We start from the raw sequence: 17,351 nt of genomic DNA, 5'->3' as shown, positions 1-17,351 counted from the left end.
CTATTTAGTGCATAATAGCGACTATGAACAAAACATTTAAAAAGCTAAGCATAATCCTAATTACGCTCCTTGTCAGCGCCTATCTAATATTATTTTTTTTACCAAAGCCAGTGTTACTCGAAGGAACAAGTTTTTCTAAGGCAGTCTACGATGAACATCATCAATTACTCCGATTAACATTAAGTCCAGATGATAAGTATCGACTGTTTACACCATTATCAGACATATCAAATCAACTTATTGAGGCCACTTTATTGCAAGAGGATCAATACTTTTATTGGCACTATGGTGTCAATCCTTGGGCGACGATAAAAGCCATATGGCAAACATACGGTGCACAATCCCGTAGAATAGGGGCGTCAACAATTACCATGCAAGTTGCACGAATGCGATATGGTATGAAATCAAAAAAAATCTCAGGAAAACTGTTACAAATCATTCGGGCAATACAAATTGAGATGCATTACAGCAAAAAGCAAATTCTAGAAGCTTATTTAAATTTGGCACCATATGGCGGCAATGTCGAAGGAGTAGGGGCTGCGAGTTTGGTTTATTTTGGAACACCTGTAAATAAAATTACTTTACCCCAAGCCTTAACTTTAAGCATTATTCCACAAAATCCAGGCAAAAGGACACCCAACAATAAAGAGTTAAAAAAAATTCGCGAGCATTTGTTAGTCCGCTGGTTAAACAAACATCCGGATGACCTTAATAAAAAAGCGGTGTTTGCTTTGCCCTTAGTGATGCAAAATACACATATGCTTCCTTTTAGTGCACCACACTTTGTCAATAAAATCTTGGCAGATGCACCAAACAAACAGCAAAGTATTGATACAACTTTAGATTATCGTTCGCAACTAATCATCGAGCGTATCACGCATCATTATCTTGCCAGGAAAAAGGGTTTAGGGGTAAGTAATGCCTCCGTTCTGCTTGTAGATACTCGAGATATGAGTATTAAGGGAATGCTAGGATCGGCTAACTTTTTTAATCCCGGCATTAGCGGACAAGTTAATGGCACTGAAGCAAAGCGCTCACCTGGGTCAACGTTGAAGCCCTTTATCTATGGATTGGCTTTGGATCAAGGCTTGATTCACCCTGATACTGTATTAAAAGATGTTCCGCACAGTTTTAATGGCTATAACCCAGAGAACTTTGATTATGATTTTATCGGTCCTATTAAAGCCAAAGATGCTTTAGTTTTGAGCCGTAATATTCCGGCAATTTATCTTGCTAGCCAGCTAACCAGTCCAACATTGCATCAACTACTGGAAAAAGCGCAAATTAATCATCTAAGGTCTGAGTCGTACTATGGACTGTCATTAAGTTTGGGTGGTGTTGAATTAACAATGAATGAGCTTGTCGGCTTATATGCCATGTTAGCTAATGATGGCGTTTGGTTCCCGATACGTGCGTTTAAAAATGAAGCAAAGCAAAAAGGGACACGCTTACTTAGTCCAGAAGCAAGTTATCTTGTGTTGGACATGTTAAAAAATACCCCGCGTTTAGATGATAATTCGCGCGGCTGGTCGCGTTTGCAGGTCGCTTGGAAAACTGGGACGTCTTCAGGATATCGTGATGCATGGACTGTGGGCGTATTCGGTCCTTATGTGTTAGCAGTATGGGTAGGAAATTTTGACAATAAGGCTAATCCCGCGTTTATAGGCAAAGATATTGCTGCCCCTTTATTTTTTGAGTTGATTGATGCATTAAAACATGAGCGTGGGCCTATACATGCTTTAGAAAAGCATCTGGAACAAATGAACCTGAAAAAAGTAGAGGTATGCAAAGCCTCTGGGATGTTGCCTACACGCTATTGCAAAGATACGGAGTGGAGCTGGTTTATACCTGGGAAATCTCCAATAAAAACAGATACAATTTATCGTGAAGTCGCGATTAATACGAAAACGGGTTTACGAACCTGCCATATGGACGAATACACTCGTTTTGAGGTTTTCGAGTTTTGGCCTTCTGACTTACTGAGTATTTTCAAAAAAGCTGGAATACAAAGACATACACCACCTTTTTATGAATCTGACTGCGCATTATATGGAAACTCTGGAGTTGATCCGCACATTACCTCGCCTCAAAACGGAATTAGTTACATCGTACGTGCTAATTCTCATCACAATAACACCATTCCTTTTACTGCTGTGACCGACGCGGGCATCGCCCATGTATACTGGTTTATTAATGAAACGTTTATTGCAAAGACTAAGGCTGGAGAATCTTATTTATGGAAAGCAAAACCTGGAAAGTTTGTTGTGAGGGTAGTCGATGATCATGGCCAATCTGATGCACGAGATATTCATGTACAATTGGATAGCTAATTAAAATAATGCTCATCTATAGTTTCTGTAGCCTGGGTGAAGGCGAAGCCGTAACTCGGAATTCAAATACACAATTCTGGGTTACGCTACGCTTCCGTAAGGAGATAGCATTCGCTGAATTAACTCTTACTCTCCACACATACAAGAATGACGTTTTCTTACTACCAAACTTCACCAAATGGACGAATCTCTACTTCAAATGACCAAGTAGAGGGGGCTTGTTGTGTTAACCAGAATACAGTCTCAGCAACATCGTTTGGTTTAACAAAAAAATCATCAGGTTTATCTGGCATAAACTCTCTTGTTTTTTGTAAACCAACAACTCCGTCAATAATAACTAGGGCAACGTGAATTCCCAGGGGGCCTAAATATTTAGCCATTGACTCAGCAAGACTTCGTTGTGCTGCTTTAGCTGGAGCAAATGCTGCAGTTTTAATTCCACCTCTTTTAGAGGCTGTTGCACCAATGATTATAAGTGCTCCTTTTCCTTGTTGCTTCATACTAGCGAGCACTTGTTGACTAACTAGCATTAATCCATATGCGTTCACTCGCCAACTTGCTTCGAAATCTTCTGGTTTTATTTGTTCGATATTACCCCATGAGCCTGAGCCTGCGTTGTATACAATGACATCTATTATTCCTAAGTCTTGTTGAATTTGGCTAAAAGTATTTTGCACTGAATCACTCTGGCCTACATCACATTCATAAGCGTATGCATTTCCTAACTTATTTGCCAGCTCCGTAGTAAACGTTTTTGAACGTGCTAATAAAGCCAAATGATATCCTTCTTTGGAAAAGCGAGAAGCAAAAGCAGCACCATTTCCCGGCCCAACGCCAATAATAACGCATACTCTTTTCTCCATATTTATCTCCTATAAAATCATCCATCTGATTTTTGTGTTTGTTTATAGCGTAGAAACGATTAAATAATGAATTTATATTAGAACAAAAAACATTTAATTGTATTATATGCTCACAATTAAACTTTTTTTGAATCTAAAAATGAAACGACGATTTTTTAGCCCCCCTAAAGAAGTGATTTCTTTTGGCGAGTATATACAAAGAACTCTGGTTACAGCAAAACGAATTACCGAAGTTTCTCCTGGCATGCAACAATACAGCAGCGCTCAATTTGAAATGGCACTTATTGCTTTTGCTGACCTTGAAGTGTTAAAACAAGAAATGGATGAGGGTATTGAAGTAAAATTTCCAAAACGACTAAAATGTGACTGGAGAGCTGGTTTTGATTGGCTTGATCTCGCTGTGCGTTATGGGGATGAGGATGCTATTGAATATTTTAAGAGTAACATGGAAAAAGAAGTTTTTGCCACGATTTATCAACTCTACAAAAGTAACTGTCGTCCAGATTGTGCTTTGCAAGATCATGAACCTCAAAGTAAAGCGCTAAATACTGAGTTTAATTTTTGAAATAGGGGAGAGAGGTTAACGTCCCACGGCTTGCTTAGACTTACGTAAAACCGTGAGACGTTGAGAGAACAAACACTAGCCTCGTCTTTTGCGAACTAAGTTTAAGCTGCTTTCAGCTCCTTATTTAATAGGTAGTACTGGTGTTATTATTGGTACCATTATTGGTATTGGTACCGTTATTGGTATTGGTATTGGTACCGTTATTGGTGCCTGTACCATTATCTGTGCCAGTGTTGGTTCCAGTATTCGTGTTTGTACCAGTATTCGTTCCAGTATTCGTGCCGGTATTTGTATTAGTTCCTTCAGTACCTGTGGTGCTTGCTCCTGCGCTACCTGGCGACGAAACAACTGTACTTATCGTACCCAAAGCATACCCTGAAGAAAACGTTGCTGTTAATAGTAGAACAGAAAATATTTTTTTCATGATTTTCTCCTGAAAAAGTTAAAAATCACTACAACAAAAAAATCATTTACATCAAAACGAACAGCAAAGCAATTGTATATAATCCTATACCTATATTTAATTGCTATTAAATAGGAATAGTCAAAAATTCAATTTATGCAAGATCATGTAGATGTTTTCTTATGTATCTCTTTGAATATTTTCCAGATATTTTTTTTTGTAACACGCGATCATTCTTATAACAATTTATAGTTTTTGGAGACGCCCAGTATTAAAAACCAAGTACGCTTCACCGTTATATGAAAGTACAGTATCAAAAGGGAAAAACTCTTTAATCACTGAGCTATTAAGATTATTGCCAAGCCATTCAATGGAGTGCACTTCTGCTGATTCAAAATCAGAGTGGCTGTTTTTTAATTTTAAAGTGAAGGCTGTTGCCAATGAGGTAGGGAGCTTATGAACCAGCTGCATTACCTCAGTAATCGTGGGCTTAGTGTAACTAAAAACCAATTTTATATGTGCAATTGTGCCTGTAGTGCTTGGAATAAAAACAGCAACACTCTCTTGCTTAAGTTGTTTGGCCAAAGTTATGGCGATGAGAAACGTTTTTTCTCGGGACATCTTTTGTAACGGTGAAACAAAAAAAACCTCAGAGTTATCTGCTGTAAATAGCTTTTTTTCTTGTGACGTATAGGTTCCAAGAACATTTTTAAACGCTCCTACCTCCATATGTTGTTGTGGCAATATATGGAGACTAGCTTTTTGGAGCTGACGCTGCTCTTTACCAATTAAGTGCTGATATGCCTGCTCAAGATCAAGAATTTGATTATTATTCGAATAGAAAAATTGTATGTTATTTGCTGTTGTATAACCTGAAGTGCTCACTATAAAAAAGCATGTTAAAACAAAAACACGGCATAATTTTTTAGTAAACATGGTGTTTCCTCATTATTTTTCGTTTCATGAGAAAAGATTAGACCATTCTGGATATAAGACAGATAATGTTGTTAAATCAAGACAAGTTAATTCTTGAACGCCTCCATCGCTGGATGAGTTACTGGATCAATTGAAACGTCTAATGAGTCGCTAAATTCCTCTCTAAACTCTTCCGAATCAATATAGGCACCCAGTTCTTCTTTCAATACAGACAAAGCAATTTCCAACTCTTGAGGCTCCCACTTAATTGCAAATTGATTAGTTGGCTCGGTTTTGGATTTCGCTATCAGATCAAACATTAATCCTGGTATAGGGCCACGCAAAGGTACCCCAGGGATAAACTCATGGTTGGGATCGCCTCTACCCCAAAGGTGAAGATGGAGCATACCAGGTTCTTCTTCGTTACCTATAGTGATTTCACGCGTTTTTTCATCAAAGGAATGCGAATTGTTGCCAAGTTGAGAAAATTGTGGAATAAGCCCCAGACGTTCATATACTCGTTCCATCATTGCGGTGACTTCATTTAATCCACGCTCTTCTGCTACTGTATAACGGCGATTGAGTGCAGAAGCAATATCGGAATGAGTATCATTTAAATACCTTACTATGATTCTGTAGCCTCTACAGTCTGTTGGATTTAATATGATGGAGTAATTGTATTTATCCTTTACTCTTACATGAGCAATAGATGTTCCTGCTTTAGTATAATCTATTGACCAGTGCTCTTTCGGATATTCATATTTAAAGAATTTAATTGACTTGAGGTAGCTGCCTTCTTGCGTTTTATCAGCAATGGGTGTTTTTTCATACATATTATATACTCTTAAATCATAAGGATTGGCATTAAGTGTTGGTGAAGAAAAAAAGGATAAAGAAAGAAATAGTGTTAATAAAATAATTTTATTTATCAATTGAGCTATAAACACCATCTTTCATCCTATTTTTAATATTAGTTGCCAGACGGCATGTAACTCTCAGCTTCAACATTTGCTGAGCTTCCTAATTCTAATGTGACACTCGGGATAAAGAATCTAGCTAACTCGCATTTTAAATGTTGTTTACTTGCTATAATCTGAGCATAAACCGAAGTGTCATTCATTGCGTATTCAAGAAATGCACCAACCTCCTGATTGTGACGGAAATATTGAGCTAAGTTAAGCGTTACATTATTGTCTTGAAATAGATTTTGGACCAATGGATCATGCAAAACATCTATAACTTCGAGCATGCCATGATAACCGCGCTTTGCATATACAGCGATTAGCTGAACTAAAAATAGATTAATGTCCTGGCTTAAATTGGGATCTTTTTGATTTTCTTTCATATAGCAATTAAGCATGAATGCAATATTACACGTATGTCCAGAAATCGAACCTACGTATGCTGAGCGAACGCGATTATTTGACCAAAACCATTGAGGATGATCTACCTCCTTTTTCGGCGAGACTTCGCTGGTGTCAACCAACATATTACGCATGGGATCTCGCTGTGCATCAACAAACGTCGCGGAGGTTGAACGCATCGTGCCTCCGGAAGAGTTCCACGTATCAGCACCTACCTTATCAACTGATGTTTCATATTTTCTTTCTAAAATGCCAGTTTCTTTTGCTTTGGCCATTCGATCTCTTCCATGATAGGCAGAGCAAGACTTCATGAAGCGTTCGAGCTCTTCTTGATTGTACTTGTCTTTATCTTTATAACCATTAGCAAAAATACTGATTTTTCTTTCCATTTCTAAAGGAGAGTTTACAACCCCTTCCGGACCAAGGAAGAAATATAATATTTTATTTGCTGCATCAAGCGTTTTTAACCGCAATTGGCTGTCATCAAATAAGTCTTCATAAGGCTCATCTATGCTATGTAATGTATCCTCGGAGTGCGTTAATCCATTGATGTATTGTGCAAGGCGTGTTTCAAAAAAACGTCGAGTATCGTTTTTACGATGATCAAACTCCATAATAAATTTGCCTATAGAGCGAACGCTTTGCTCATAGCCTGTAGGCGCGTTTTGCGGTAATTCCATCTCTTGGAAATGTTTCTCAATTGCAGCCAAACAGTTTTCATAGTTCACAAATAAATAGTTAGCGGTTAATTCTTGTAAAAAATCTTTTGATGCAAGTCCATTTGAGTTTAAATAACCGATAGTTAGTGCAATAAAAATGGATTGATCTACACCCTTAGCAACAATTTGTAGATACTGTTTGTGCGTTAATCTAACTGGTATGTAACTTGTATCACCAATTGACGGTCTAAATGATGGCAACACCGCATCAAAAGATAAATCGGTAAGCTGTGAAAGAACTGCCTTTTTAATTTGAGTATCGACTTGATCAAGTAATATGGGTAATAAGTGCTTTTTATCACGCATACTGAGACATATGCCTGCTTTTTCTTTTGATGACTCAGGTATGGATTGAAATACATTTAATAAAAGTGAAATTAAAGGTTTTACATCCTCTCCAGCAAGTTCTTTTTGAACATACGCTAGAACAGGAGAGTGTAAAATAGCAAGAGGGGCTTTTTGATGCAACTCTAAGAGCTTAGTGTACTGTTCAAAAGTTGATGAATCATAAAGCTCAAGTTGTAGCATCAGTTCTCTAAAAAGAGCCGTATTCTTGCTAAGAATAGCTTTTATCAACACCGATTTTAAATGCTGCTTTTGGTCATGCCCCTTGATTTTATTGCCTATTAAAGTGAATAATGATTCGAGTTGGGCTGTCACTGGTATGATTTGAGGTACATTTTGCGCCTGTTCTGGTTGCGTTACTTGAGCTAATGGGGCTTGAGCGGGTAAAGATGATGCGCTACTTGTAGTTGTATTGGCATTTTGCACAAGTTGCTCGTGAACTGGTTTTGTTCTCATACCTGTGATTGTTTTTTCAATTAAAACTCTGGTCTCTTCAGCTGCGTTATCCACCAAAATGGCAGTGTTAGCAGATGCTTTTTTAACTGACTTGGCTTGTTTATCTGAAGCAGAAACAACACGCTCCACAGTTTTTTTAACTGCTTTATCTAATAACGCAAGAATTTCTTTATAGCTCAACATGCCCCACTATTCCCCACAATGTATATTCTTTCGCACAATATACATTGTGAAAATTAAGAGAAAATTAAGAATGAATATACATATGAGCTGTAAATTGTATTTTTTGATGATAATATGGGCATCGATTAAAGGGATGTGAATCTTTATTTGATAAATATTTTTATTTAAGTTGGGGATTTAAAATGGGTAAAGCCACTGATATTAAATACATAGAAAACAATGATGTTGAGCCTATATTTCTCAATCTTACTGCAGCAGTTTACAATAGCTCTTATCAAGAAGTAGATAAGGGGCTTGATAAAAATCCAGATTTTATCAATAAAGTGGTTACTCCGACGAATCAATCTCTTTTGTCGTCGTTACTCTCTAAGAAAACGATTGATTACGTTATGCTAAATACTCTTGTAAAGCATGGTGTTTCATTTAATTATCCAATTAATACATCAGATGATTTACCTGTTGATTATGCATGTAAAATAAGAAATATGACTTTACTCGCATACTTGGTACAACACGGCGCCCCAATTCGTGAATCCGCTGCACATAAATTATTAAACAAAGCTAAAAATATTGGCACAGTTAATTTTGAGGAAATTATTCGGCTGCATCACCTCATTAAGCAACTGGGGGGAATGTCGAAAGTAGCTGATATGAAAGATGCTCAAGGCCAGACTTTTAAAAACAAAGCGATGAAAGTAAGCCTAGTCAATGAGTTTAGTGGCATTTTACGATACAACTTATGGAACTTACTAAGTTTAGCAGAGGTTATAGACCTACATAAAGACGAATACCCAGCTGAAACAGAAACTTTAAGAAATGAGATTGCACTGATTAATGCCCAATATCATGACAAAGCAAATTTAGACTCTTCTTCTCTAGGAAGTTCATTATTCGTTATGTTTAATACGGGGGGCTCACCTATAGGGGCTGTTGATGAAGCTGATTGTAAGCATCAAAAAACCCTTACCTGTTAAATCAAGGGTAGCGGTTAGAAGGGGATAATTTTCATGGTTAATGATGCTGGATTTTGAGTATCATCGATTCTAAAGTTAATCCTGGTCCAAACGCGCAACTAAAAATATGTTTCGCCTCATCTCGAGCACTTAATTTATCCCAGATGTTTTTTAATACAAACAATACGGTTGCAGAGGACATATTCCCATAATTTCTTAATACATCATAAGCATATTGATTGTCATGCGCTGTAATCTTTAATGCTTTCTCGCATGCGTGCAAAATTTTAATGCCTCCTGGGTGAATCGCGTAATAATCTATATCATTAAATGAATAATTGGATTGCTTTAGCAGTTTTTCAGTAAACATGAAAATACCTGCTTCAATTGCTTCAGGCACATAAGAGCTTAGTATGATATCAAATCCATAATTGGTAATGGTCCATGCCATGTCTCGACTAGTTTGTGGTACTAAGTCACAATAGAATGATTCAAGAGCAAAACATTTTTGATTGGTTTGTCCCTGAATTAAAGCGCATGCCGCGCCATCAGCGAAAATAGCATTTGAGATAATGTTTTCTATGTTAAAAGTGTTTTGAAAGTGTATCGTACAAAGCTCAACACAAACCAAGAGTACATTGCAATCAGGTTCTGTTTGACAAAACGCATTGGCTACTTTTAAACCATTAAAGGCACCATAACAACCCATAAAATTAATTGCCGTTCGCTTAACGGAAGAGGATAAGTTAAGTTTATGAACAATCTCAATGTCAATTCCCGGTGCATACATACCAGTACAACTGACTGTAATTAAATGGGTAATTTTACTTTTGTCAAAATCAATACTGTTTAAGCAGTTTTCGATGGATGTTATGGCTAGATTAAGCGCATTCTCCTTATATAACATCATTCTTTGTAAAGTTGATGGAAAGCTTTCTTCAGGAGTATTAGGAAAAAACTCAAATTGTCCTGGCTGCTTACAATAATCAGTTAATACACTATATCGAGTATCAATTCCTGAAGATTTATAGATTTTTTTTAATATTTTCTTTTGTGTTTCATCAAGATGAAACCCTATAGAAATAAGTTCGGCAATCTCATCTTGTGTACGCATAAACGGGGGGCTTGCTGTTCCAATTGCAGTAATATTTGCGTGCATTTTTTCCCTTTTTTTGAAGTTTCCCTTTCCATATAGACAAATTTTATCTTGCTTACGGATCTATTTATCAACCTAAATCATTGATTGCAATATTTAAGTATACAATGCAAAATGAAAATCTCTCATTATTTTAGAAATAACATGGGCAAATTCAAAACACGATCAATGGAAAAGGAAATTATTGATCTCGGTCCAGATTTTTATACATCACAAGAATATGAGCAGTCTTTAAAAAAATTATTTAAAATTAATAAGTTGATGGGTATTTTTAATAACACAGTACATTTACTTCGACAGTTTTCGCAACATTCGGTGCTAACAGATGTTGGATGTGGTGGCGGCTTATTCCTACTTAATCTTAGTAAATATTATCCTAAAATGCGCCTGCTGGGATTGGATGTTTCTGTAGAGGCCATTAACCTTGCAGAAAAAGAGTTGCATGAATGGCAACAAAAAAATGAAGACCCTCCAGTTAAGTTTAAAATTCAACAACAACCAGAACTGGAAATAGCCACAAATAGTGTGGATATCATTTTAATCAATTTGGTGTGCCATCATCTGGATGACGAAGAATTAATTGCCTTTTTAGTAAAAGCTAATGATACAGCCCGTAAAGCGGTAATTATTAATGATTTACATCGCAACGTTATTGCTTATTGGCTGTATAAAATAATAAGTCCTATATTATTTTATAATCGACTTATTACACATGATGGTTTGCTTTCCATTCAAAAAAGTTTTACCCGAAAAGAATTAGAGTTTTTATTGCAGCAGGCCGGTATTAAAAATTATCAGCTCAAATGGCACTTCCCATTTTGGTGGAGTATTCTTATTCTGAAATAGTACTATGGAAAGCCTATGACTTTGGATGTGCTCATTATTGGAGGAGGACCAGCTGGCGCAACTACAGCATTATTACTTGCTGAAGCGGGTTGGAACGTAGGTTTGGTCGAAAAGAAGCAGTTTCCGCGTAGAAAAGTCTGCGGTGAATTTATATCGGTTACAAGTTTATCTCTTCTTCAAAAACTTGGATTAGAAGAGTTTTATTTAGCAAATGGTGGTCCTGAAGTAAAGAAAGTCGGTTTATATGCGGATGATGTGATAATGACCGCAAATATGCCTCCCTCTAATGCCTCAAAAAATCTATGGGGTAGGGCGTTAGCACGAGAGTATCTTGATACAGAGCTTATAGAGCAAGCCAAATTGAGAGGGGTACATGTTTGGCAGCCTTGTGAGGCTATAAATTTACACCGTTGTCGAGAAGACAGGGTATTCATTTGCTCTATAAAGGAAAATAATAAAACCAGTGAGATCATTGCTCCACTAGTTGTTATTGCCCATGGTTCATGGGAAAAAAAGATTGTGCACTCAGAAACTAAAATGCATCAAGCTTCTGATCTTTTAGCATTTAAAGCACATTTTAATAACACCAATTTACCTACAAATTTGATGCCGTTACTTGCATTTCCTGGCGGATACGGAGGAATTGTGCACAGTAGCCTGCAGAAAGTCACTCTTTCTTGTTGTATTCGACGTGATGCACTACATGATTTGCGCTCAAAAACTCCAGGGATACAAGCAGGGGAAGCAGTTTATCAACATCTATTGAGCCAATGCCGCGGGGTTAGAGAAGCTCTTAGCAGTGCAGAACGTAAGGGAGACTGGTTGGCAGCAGGGCCGATTAGACCGGGGATTCGCTCTTGTTATAGCGAAGGTATTTTTTTTGTAGGTAATATTGCGGGAGAAGCACATCCGGTTGTTGCTGAAGGAATCAGTATGGCGATGCAATCTGCCTGGTTACTGGCACACTGTTTAATACAGTTTAAATCGAATCATAAGGGGATAGGGCATTTGGACGAGGTTGGTAATTATTATTCAAAGCAATGGCGTAAATATTTTAGTACACGCATTCACGTTTCTTCCCTTTTTGCACAATTGGCTATGATGAAATCTTGGCCTAGATCGTTACTATTACCTGTAATCAAACAATTTCCAGCTATTTTAACTATAGGTGCTAAGTTTAGCGGTAAAGTCCAACAAGTCGTTCCAATTCATAAAGGTTAAGAGGGCCTTATTTCGTATTTTTCAAATTTATGACTCACTGGAAAATCATATCTTGCCCCATATGTTATCTATTTGTACACTAGTAAACAAAAATGAAATGTATTAATGAAAATGAGTCCTATCGACATAAATATTGAAACTTTAATCTTGGTAACTGTTTGGAACCAGCCTAATATTTTTCAAGGATGTTTTAAAATTTCGACCCTTGATTCACAACACGAAGAGTATTTACTTTTCCGATGTGAAGTACATAACGCTCAGCAAAAGGACTTTATTGAGCACGAGTTTTGCCCGGAGAACTATCATATGACTCATTTGTATATTCAAGAGCAGAAGATCAGTTTGGATCAAGTATATGTGGCGCAGGAATCTGCCTTATATCTATTGAACTATGCACTTTATACCACGATAAAAACAATGCTTATTAATAAACCTCAAAAGCAGCAATCTCTTTCTATGGACGATATTTTTGTAGACTCTTTATTTGAAAAAATAAAACCAATTTTGAACAAAGAGACAGGATGGGATGAGTCTTTGAAAGAAATAGGCTTTGCTGTTGCGATGGATTTTTGTCCCAGAGAAAAAATGGGGGAAAATGCAGTACAAACACTGCTAATGGGTTTTGTTAATCATGATTTTATTGAAAAGAAAATTCACTAACTCACAATTATGGTTAAACACGTAGCTGATGCTTTTATTCAAAAACGGTTTTTATATCAATGAAACTTCATAAGAATTTATTTCTTAATACTATCTTAATCAAGAAATTATATAATTCCGCATTTATTATTTAAAACACGTTAATTATGTTTGAAAAATCAGTCCCGCAATCGCAGTCCACACCTAAAGTTATCCTATTTATACCATTTACAGTAAGTGAAAATAATTACTCCTTATATATGAGAGCATTAGACTGGCGCTATAACTTAAGATCTGCAGAAAAAAAGAAAATTCCAGACATAATTGTGTATCGTCATCCTGATGAAAATGAACAAGATTATGATGGGTATGATGTCCAATTTAAATTTACTCAGGAAAATTTAACCAGCGATACCGTAATTTACGTTCTTGCGGATGGAACCGGAGATCCTGATTATGTGATTAATGTTAATCAAGTCTATTATGAATTTTTTGCTCAAGAACCATATCAATTAACAACTAATGCGGTGGCTTGGCGCCTGAAACAATGTGGTCTGACACCTGAGTTAACTCGAAATTTAAAAGCAATTAATTTATACATTTGTGATGAAAATAACAATAATAACCAATTAGCTACTTATTTTGGACAAGAGTTAGGCGATGGCTACAAAGAAGTAACGGTTAATTATTATGCTGCGTTAGTTTATATACCTCAACCGATGTTAAATGAACAAGGTAGTCTAGACATAAGGAAACGCGCTTGCCTTAACTCGTATGATAATGATGGAGGAGTAAAATTAGTCAAGGCGGGTTATGCTCATGATCATAAACACTCGATAAAAGTTAGTGATGCATTAATCCAGAAAAACCGCTCAAACTGCTCTCCTGATATGAGTACTTTTAAAGCAACGCCGTTACCAACTTTTAAAGAGCTAGTTGCTGCTTATACATCTTCTATGGTTACTATCGAAGAAGCAGATAGTTGTTCAATAAGCATAGAAGAAGGACTTTCAGTCGTCTCTATAACTTTTCCTGAAGATGAATTGGATGTTAGTGAGAGTGGTATCGCACAAAACTCTGATGCATCTTCTCTGACAACTATTGAGGAAGATCTTGATGAAGATACCACGACAAGTAGTTCGCAACAAAAGCATTCAACAGTCACTATAACTTTTCTTGACGATGAATCAGATGTCATTGAATTAGATTTTGCGAGACTTAAATTAGAAGAGCCTCAAATAGAATCGCCCGAGCCGTGTAGAGAGCTTGTCATATGGCAAGATAGAGCGACTTTCTCCTTTTTTAAAGGGATAAAGACGGCAGACAAAAAAGATAAAACGAATTTATCTTGTGGTTTAACTCCCAGATAAAGTCATTATTTCTAAACTATGAAGCGCTTATTCCCACTTATCGATAAGCTATTTTGGGTCAGGGGGAGTAATGGAACGGCCAACCGATTTAAGCAACCTGACTAGTTCAAATTTTGCTCGTATACAGATTATTTATCCAAAAAAAGGCCGTAATCGTTTTGCGGCAGCACGTTGTTCTAATTGTTCAGATGTTACTGGGTGATCAAATTGTTTAATAGGGTAATTGGGGTGAGAGTTATCGGCACTAGGCATTAAATGAAGTACGTGCTCCGTTTCTTTAAGCAAACTATTGAGTTGGTACTCAAGCAAAGGTGTTTGATTTACTTGGAGGTAGAGCTGTTTTCCCTGTTCAAGACCATTCATGATAGCTTGGTGAAAATGTGAAATAGGTCCCCTTAAGGCAGCAATGTAATCAAAAATAGGCTCTCCAGCTTGCAGTTTTATAATCTGCTCCATTTCCTGATCAAGCTTGTGCAACACGTCTAAAAACTGATTTTGTTTGTCTAGTAGTCTCGTGAATTCTTTTGTTATAACGTGATGTTTTTTAGAGCCCCTATCCCGTAATGCAAAAGAAGTATGGGTGTTTTTATATCGCGCAACGATTTTAGACAGAGAACCAGTTAATATGGCTAAAATATTTAGGATCTGCTTTAAATCTTCATTACCTACTGCATAGGCTAATCGATCCATATTCATTTTAGCAGACTGCTTCGGTTGAATTCCAAGATAATACAATAAATTATGATCAAGACTTAATAAAAAGCTCAAAGCATCTTCACAGCTTAAACGATATTGCAGCGTTAATTGAATTTTAAGTATTTTATCTTCATCAGAAGAGCCATCATCTTCAGTATCAGTTGTTACTTGTAGAAGTTTACTTAATAGAGATTGAGTCTCATTAAGGTGTAACTTGGCTTCATTAATTAAAAGATCAATTTTGTTCGATATACTGTTCATAAAAATCTGGATTTTATAATGGAGTTGTGACCAAATAGATTGGGCCTGTTTTTTTCTCAAAGTTACTTATATTCTCCAATGTTGTAGACGCAATATTCTGTATGGCCTCTTGTGTGAAAAAACCCTGATGACCAGTAATAAGTACGTTTGGAAAAGTTTGTAACCTACAAAATACATCATCATCAATAATTTCAGAGGAATGATCTTCAAAAAACAATGGTTCCTCTTCTTCATATACATCAATTCCGAGAGAACTTAATTTTTTACTTTTTAGTGCCTCTATAACTGCTTTTGTGTCAAGAAGCTTTCCTCGACCAGTGTTAATAAGCATCGCTCCTTGTTTCATTTTTTCTAGAGCTTGGTAATCGATTATATGGGATGTATTGTCGTTTAATGGGCAATGTAGACTCACTATATCTGAGTTTTTCAATAATGAATCTAAACTTGTATAATCTACTCCAAGTTTGATACAACATTCATTAGGTTTCGGGTCGAAAGCAAGGATTGTACAACCAAAACCATTAAGAATATTGGCTAGAGAAGTACCTATTTGTCCTGTGCCAATAATTCCTACTGTTTTTTGATATAAGTTAAATCCCATTAATCCATTGAGAGAAAAATTTCCTTCTCTTACTCTATTATAGGCTTGGTGAACTTTTCTATTGAGGCATAAAATTAATGCTACGGTATGTTCTGCAATCGCTTGTGGCGAATAGGAGGGAACCCTGCAGATGCTTATTCCTTTTTTTTGTGCATAAGCATAATCAACGTGGTTATATCCTGCAGAGCGTAAAGCGATTAGCAGGACACCACGCTCATAAAGTCCATCAATTACTTTGGCATTAATGGAATCATTCACAAAACAACATACGGCATCTGTTGGAGGAACTGCCCCGACACTTCCTGAATTCAGATGGAAATCATAATAATTAATTTCATGATGATGGAGTTGATTTACTTGATCAAAAATGGGCCGTTCATATCTTTGTGTGCTAAAAAAAGAAATTTTCATAAATATTTAGGGAATCAGCAAATATATTCGCATTTTAATTCATTATATGAACGAAAATCCAATAAGATTTTTCAGTAGCAAAATGTTAAAATCGGAAACTAGCTTCGATTTTATAGGTTCGTATTACTTTTATAAAGGACATAGAATGAAAAATAGACTATTTACTCTTCTGATTGCATTTACTACGCCCTTAATAGCCAGTGATTTAGGTAGGAATACCTATGAAATAACATGCAAAACTTGCCATGCTCCTCCCTTTGCTAAAAGGATGCATGCTCCTGCTGCCTTTGATAAAAAAGCCTGGAGTATCAGATTTAATAAAGCTGAAATTGAATCGAAAGACCACCCAGACCAATTTAAAACAGCAATTGATTATTTATTCTACAAAGCAAGTATTGGAAAAGGATTAATGCCTCATGGTGGTTTATGTAAAGAAGCTGATGTGCCTCATAAAAATTGTTCTGATAAAGCTATAAAAGAAGCTATTTATTATATGGCAAACATTACAATAGATAATTAATGGATAGGAAATAAACGAGGTCAATTTAGCAGGTTGGGTTATGCGCTTCAGTTAACTACGGCTAGATTTATTGGCACTTTTTGCAGTGATTTGACTGAAATTCCTTATAAAATCATTGAGCGAATAGCAACACAAATTAATGTGGATGATAGTCAGAATTTGTATCTATGCGGCCGCGCTATCAAGCCGTTGTCAACAGCTTAAAATATTACACACGGACTCTGTTATTGTGATAAAGTCCGTCACCCAAAACAAGTAAAAATGGATGATACACTTGACCAAAACGGTATAATGCAGGTTCGATCATCCTATCTCGTGATCTTAAGCATTTCGGACTATAGCAAGCACCTAAATCAGTATTACCTTTTTGATTTCTTTTTGATGCCTTATTGATTTCAAAATGATTCTCATTTGAAATTTACCTCCAAACGGAGCCGGGGTGTTCCGGCCATTCTACTCAGCCTAGCCCCGTTATAGCTAGAACCATAAAGCGCTGGCATTTATCTTAGTAAGTAACTAAACTTATTGAAATAT

General features: G+C 36.5%; 17 protein-coding genes. 10 read left to right on the top strand and 7 right to left on the bottom strand.

From position 1 onward, the window contains the following. Positions 1 to 23: 23 nt before the first annotated feature. Positions 24 to 2,330: a penicillin-binding protein 1C gene (gene pbpC / locus BGO44_RS08135; RefSeq protein WP_286823030.1), complete on the top strand. Its 2,307-nt coding sequence runs from the start codon at positions 24 to 26 to the stop codon at positions 2,328 to 2,330. 161 nt (positions 2,331 to 2,491) lie between these two features. On the opposite strand, the gene BGO44_RS08130 is transcribed toward pbpC, so the two are convergent. Next, a complete protein-coding gene (locus BGO44_RS08130; protein WP_273197901.1) occupies positions 2,492 to 3,193 on the bottom strand; it encodes an SDR family NAD(P)-dependent oxidoreductase in 702 nt (233 codons plus the stop codon). 139 nt (positions 3,194 to 3,332) lie between these two features. On the opposite strand from BGO44_RS08130, the gene BGO44_RS08125 reads away from it, so the two are divergent. Then, positions 3,333 to 3,758 (top strand): hypothetical protein, encoded by a 426-nt coding sequence (locus BGO44_RS08125; protein WP_273197900.1) that lies wholly within the window; start codon positions 3,333 to 3,335, stop codon positions 3,756 to 3,758. A gap of 88 nt (positions 3,759 to 3,846) precedes the next feature. Beyond that, positions 3,847 to 4,137 carry a hypothetical protein gene (locus tag BGO44_RS08120; RefSeq protein WP_273197898.1) on the top strand — a complete coding sequence of 97 codons (291 nt, stop codon included), beginning with the start codon at positions 3,847 to 3,849 and terminating at the stop codon, positions 4,135 to 4,137. A gap of 270 nt (positions 4,138 to 4,407) precedes the next feature. Here the strand turns inward: BGO44_RS08120 and BGO44_RS08115 are convergent, their stop codons facing one another. From BGO44_RS08115 to ceg14, 3 genes are all read right to left on the bottom strand, one after another. After that, positions 4,408 to 5,097, bottom strand: coding sequence for a hypothetical protein (locus tag BGO44_RS08115; RefSeq protein WP_273197896.1), 690 nt, complete (start codon positions 5,095 to 5,097; stop codon positions 4,408 to 4,410). 86 nt (positions 5,098 to 5,183) lie between these two features. Further along, entirely contained in the window at positions 5,184 to 6,026 is an 843-nt protein-coding gene (locus BGO44_RS08110; protein ID WP_333660391.1) for a hypothetical protein, read from the bottom strand. Between the two features lie 20 nt (positions 6,027 to 6,046). After that, the gene (ceg14, locus tag BGO44_RS08105; RefSeq protein WP_273197895.1) at positions 6,047 to 8,143 is read right to left on the bottom strand and encodes a Dot/Icm T4SS effector Ceg14/sidL; all 2,097 of its coding nucleotides are present in this window, start codon (positions 8,141 to 8,143) and stop codon (positions 6,047 to 6,049) included. A gap of 182 nt (positions 8,144 to 8,325) precedes the next feature. On the opposite strand from ceg14, the gene ankJ reads away from it, so the two are divergent. Beyond that, positions 8,326 to 9,117: a Dot/Icm T4SS effector AnkJ/LegA11 gene (gene ankJ / locus BGO44_RS08100; RefSeq protein ID WP_058510347.1), complete on the top strand. Its 792-nt coding sequence runs from the start codon at positions 8,326 to 8,328 to the stop codon at positions 9,115 to 9,117. 37 nt (positions 9,118 to 9,154) lie between these two features. On the opposite strand, the gene BGO44_RS08095 is transcribed toward ankJ, so the two are convergent. After that, the gene (locus BGO44_RS08095; protein ID WP_273198016.1) at positions 9,155 to 10,297 is read right to left on the bottom strand and encodes a type III polyketide synthase; all 1,143 of its coding nucleotides are present in this window, start codon (positions 10,295 to 10,297) and stop codon (positions 9,155 to 9,157) included. Between the two features lie 99 nt (positions 10,298 to 10,396). Between BGO44_RS08095 and BGO44_RS08090 the strand changes: the two genes are divergently transcribed. The 4 genes from BGO44_RS08090 (at position 10,397) to BGO44_RS08075 (ending at position 14,328) form a co-directional block, all read left to right on the top strand. Beyond that, positions 10,397 to 11,098, top strand: a complete 702-nt coding sequence (locus BGO44_RS08090) for a methyltransferase (RefSeq protein ID WP_058510345.1) — start codon at positions 10,397 to 10,399, stop codon at positions 11,096 to 11,098. A gap of 15 nt (positions 11,099 to 11,113) precedes the next feature. Next, positions 11,114 to 12,319 (top strand): NAD(P)/FAD-dependent oxidoreductase, encoded by a 1,206-nt coding sequence (locus BGO44_RS08085; RefSeq protein ID WP_058510344.1) that lies wholly within the window; start codon positions 11,114 to 11,116, stop codon positions 12,317 to 12,319. Between the two features lie 105 nt (positions 12,320 to 12,424). After that, the gene (locus tag BGO44_RS08080) at positions 12,425 to 12,979 is read left to right on the top strand and encodes a hypothetical protein (protein ID WP_058510343.1); all 555 of its coding nucleotides are present in this window, start codon (positions 12,425 to 12,427) and stop codon (positions 12,977 to 12,979) included. Positions 12,980 to 13,125: 146 nt separating this feature from the next. Beyond that, entirely contained in the window at positions 13,126 to 14,328 is a 1,203-nt protein-coding gene (locus tag BGO44_RS08075) for a hypothetical protein (protein WP_286823029.1), read from the top strand. A 132-nt stretch (positions 14,329 to 14,460) separates the two neighbouring features. On the opposite strand, the gene BGO44_RS08070 is transcribed toward BGO44_RS08075, so the two are convergent. Beyond that, a complete protein-coding gene (locus BGO44_RS08070; RefSeq protein ID WP_273197892.1) occupies positions 14,461 to 15,285 on the bottom strand; it encodes a hypothetical protein in 825 nt (274 codons plus the stop codon). Positions 15,286 to 15,298: 13 nt separating this feature from the next. After that, on the bottom strand, positions 15,299 to 16,297 hold the full coding sequence (locus BGO44_RS08065) for a 2-hydroxyacid dehydrogenase (RefSeq protein WP_273197891.1): 999 nt from the start codon (positions 16,295 to 16,297) through the stop codon (positions 15,299 to 15,301). A 145-nt stretch (positions 16,298 to 16,442) separates the two neighbouring features. On the opposite strand from BGO44_RS08065, the gene BGO44_RS08060 reads away from it, so the two are divergent. Continuing rightward, positions 16,443 to 16,817, top strand: coding sequence for a c-type cytochrome (locus tag BGO44_RS08060; protein ID WP_058510340.1), 375 nt, complete (start codon positions 16,443 to 16,445; stop codon positions 16,815 to 16,817). A 3-nt stretch (positions 16,818 to 16,820) separates the two neighbouring features. Further along, positions 16,821 to 17,021, top strand: a complete 201-nt coding sequence (locus tag BGO44_RS18565; protein WP_083503927.1) for a DUF4158 domain-containing protein — start codon at positions 16,821 to 16,823, stop codon at positions 17,019 to 17,021. Positions 17,022 to 17,351: the final 330 nt, after the last annotated feature.

Source organism: Legionella sp. 39-23, from assembly GCF_001897665.1.
In the GTDB taxonomy this organism is placed as follows: Bacteria; Pseudomonadota; Gammaproteobacteria; order Legionellales; family Legionellaceae; genus Legionella; species Legionella steelei.
The sequence above is the reverse complement of the archived record's forward strand: the minus strand, read 5'-3'. Positions and strand labels throughout refer to the sequence as shown.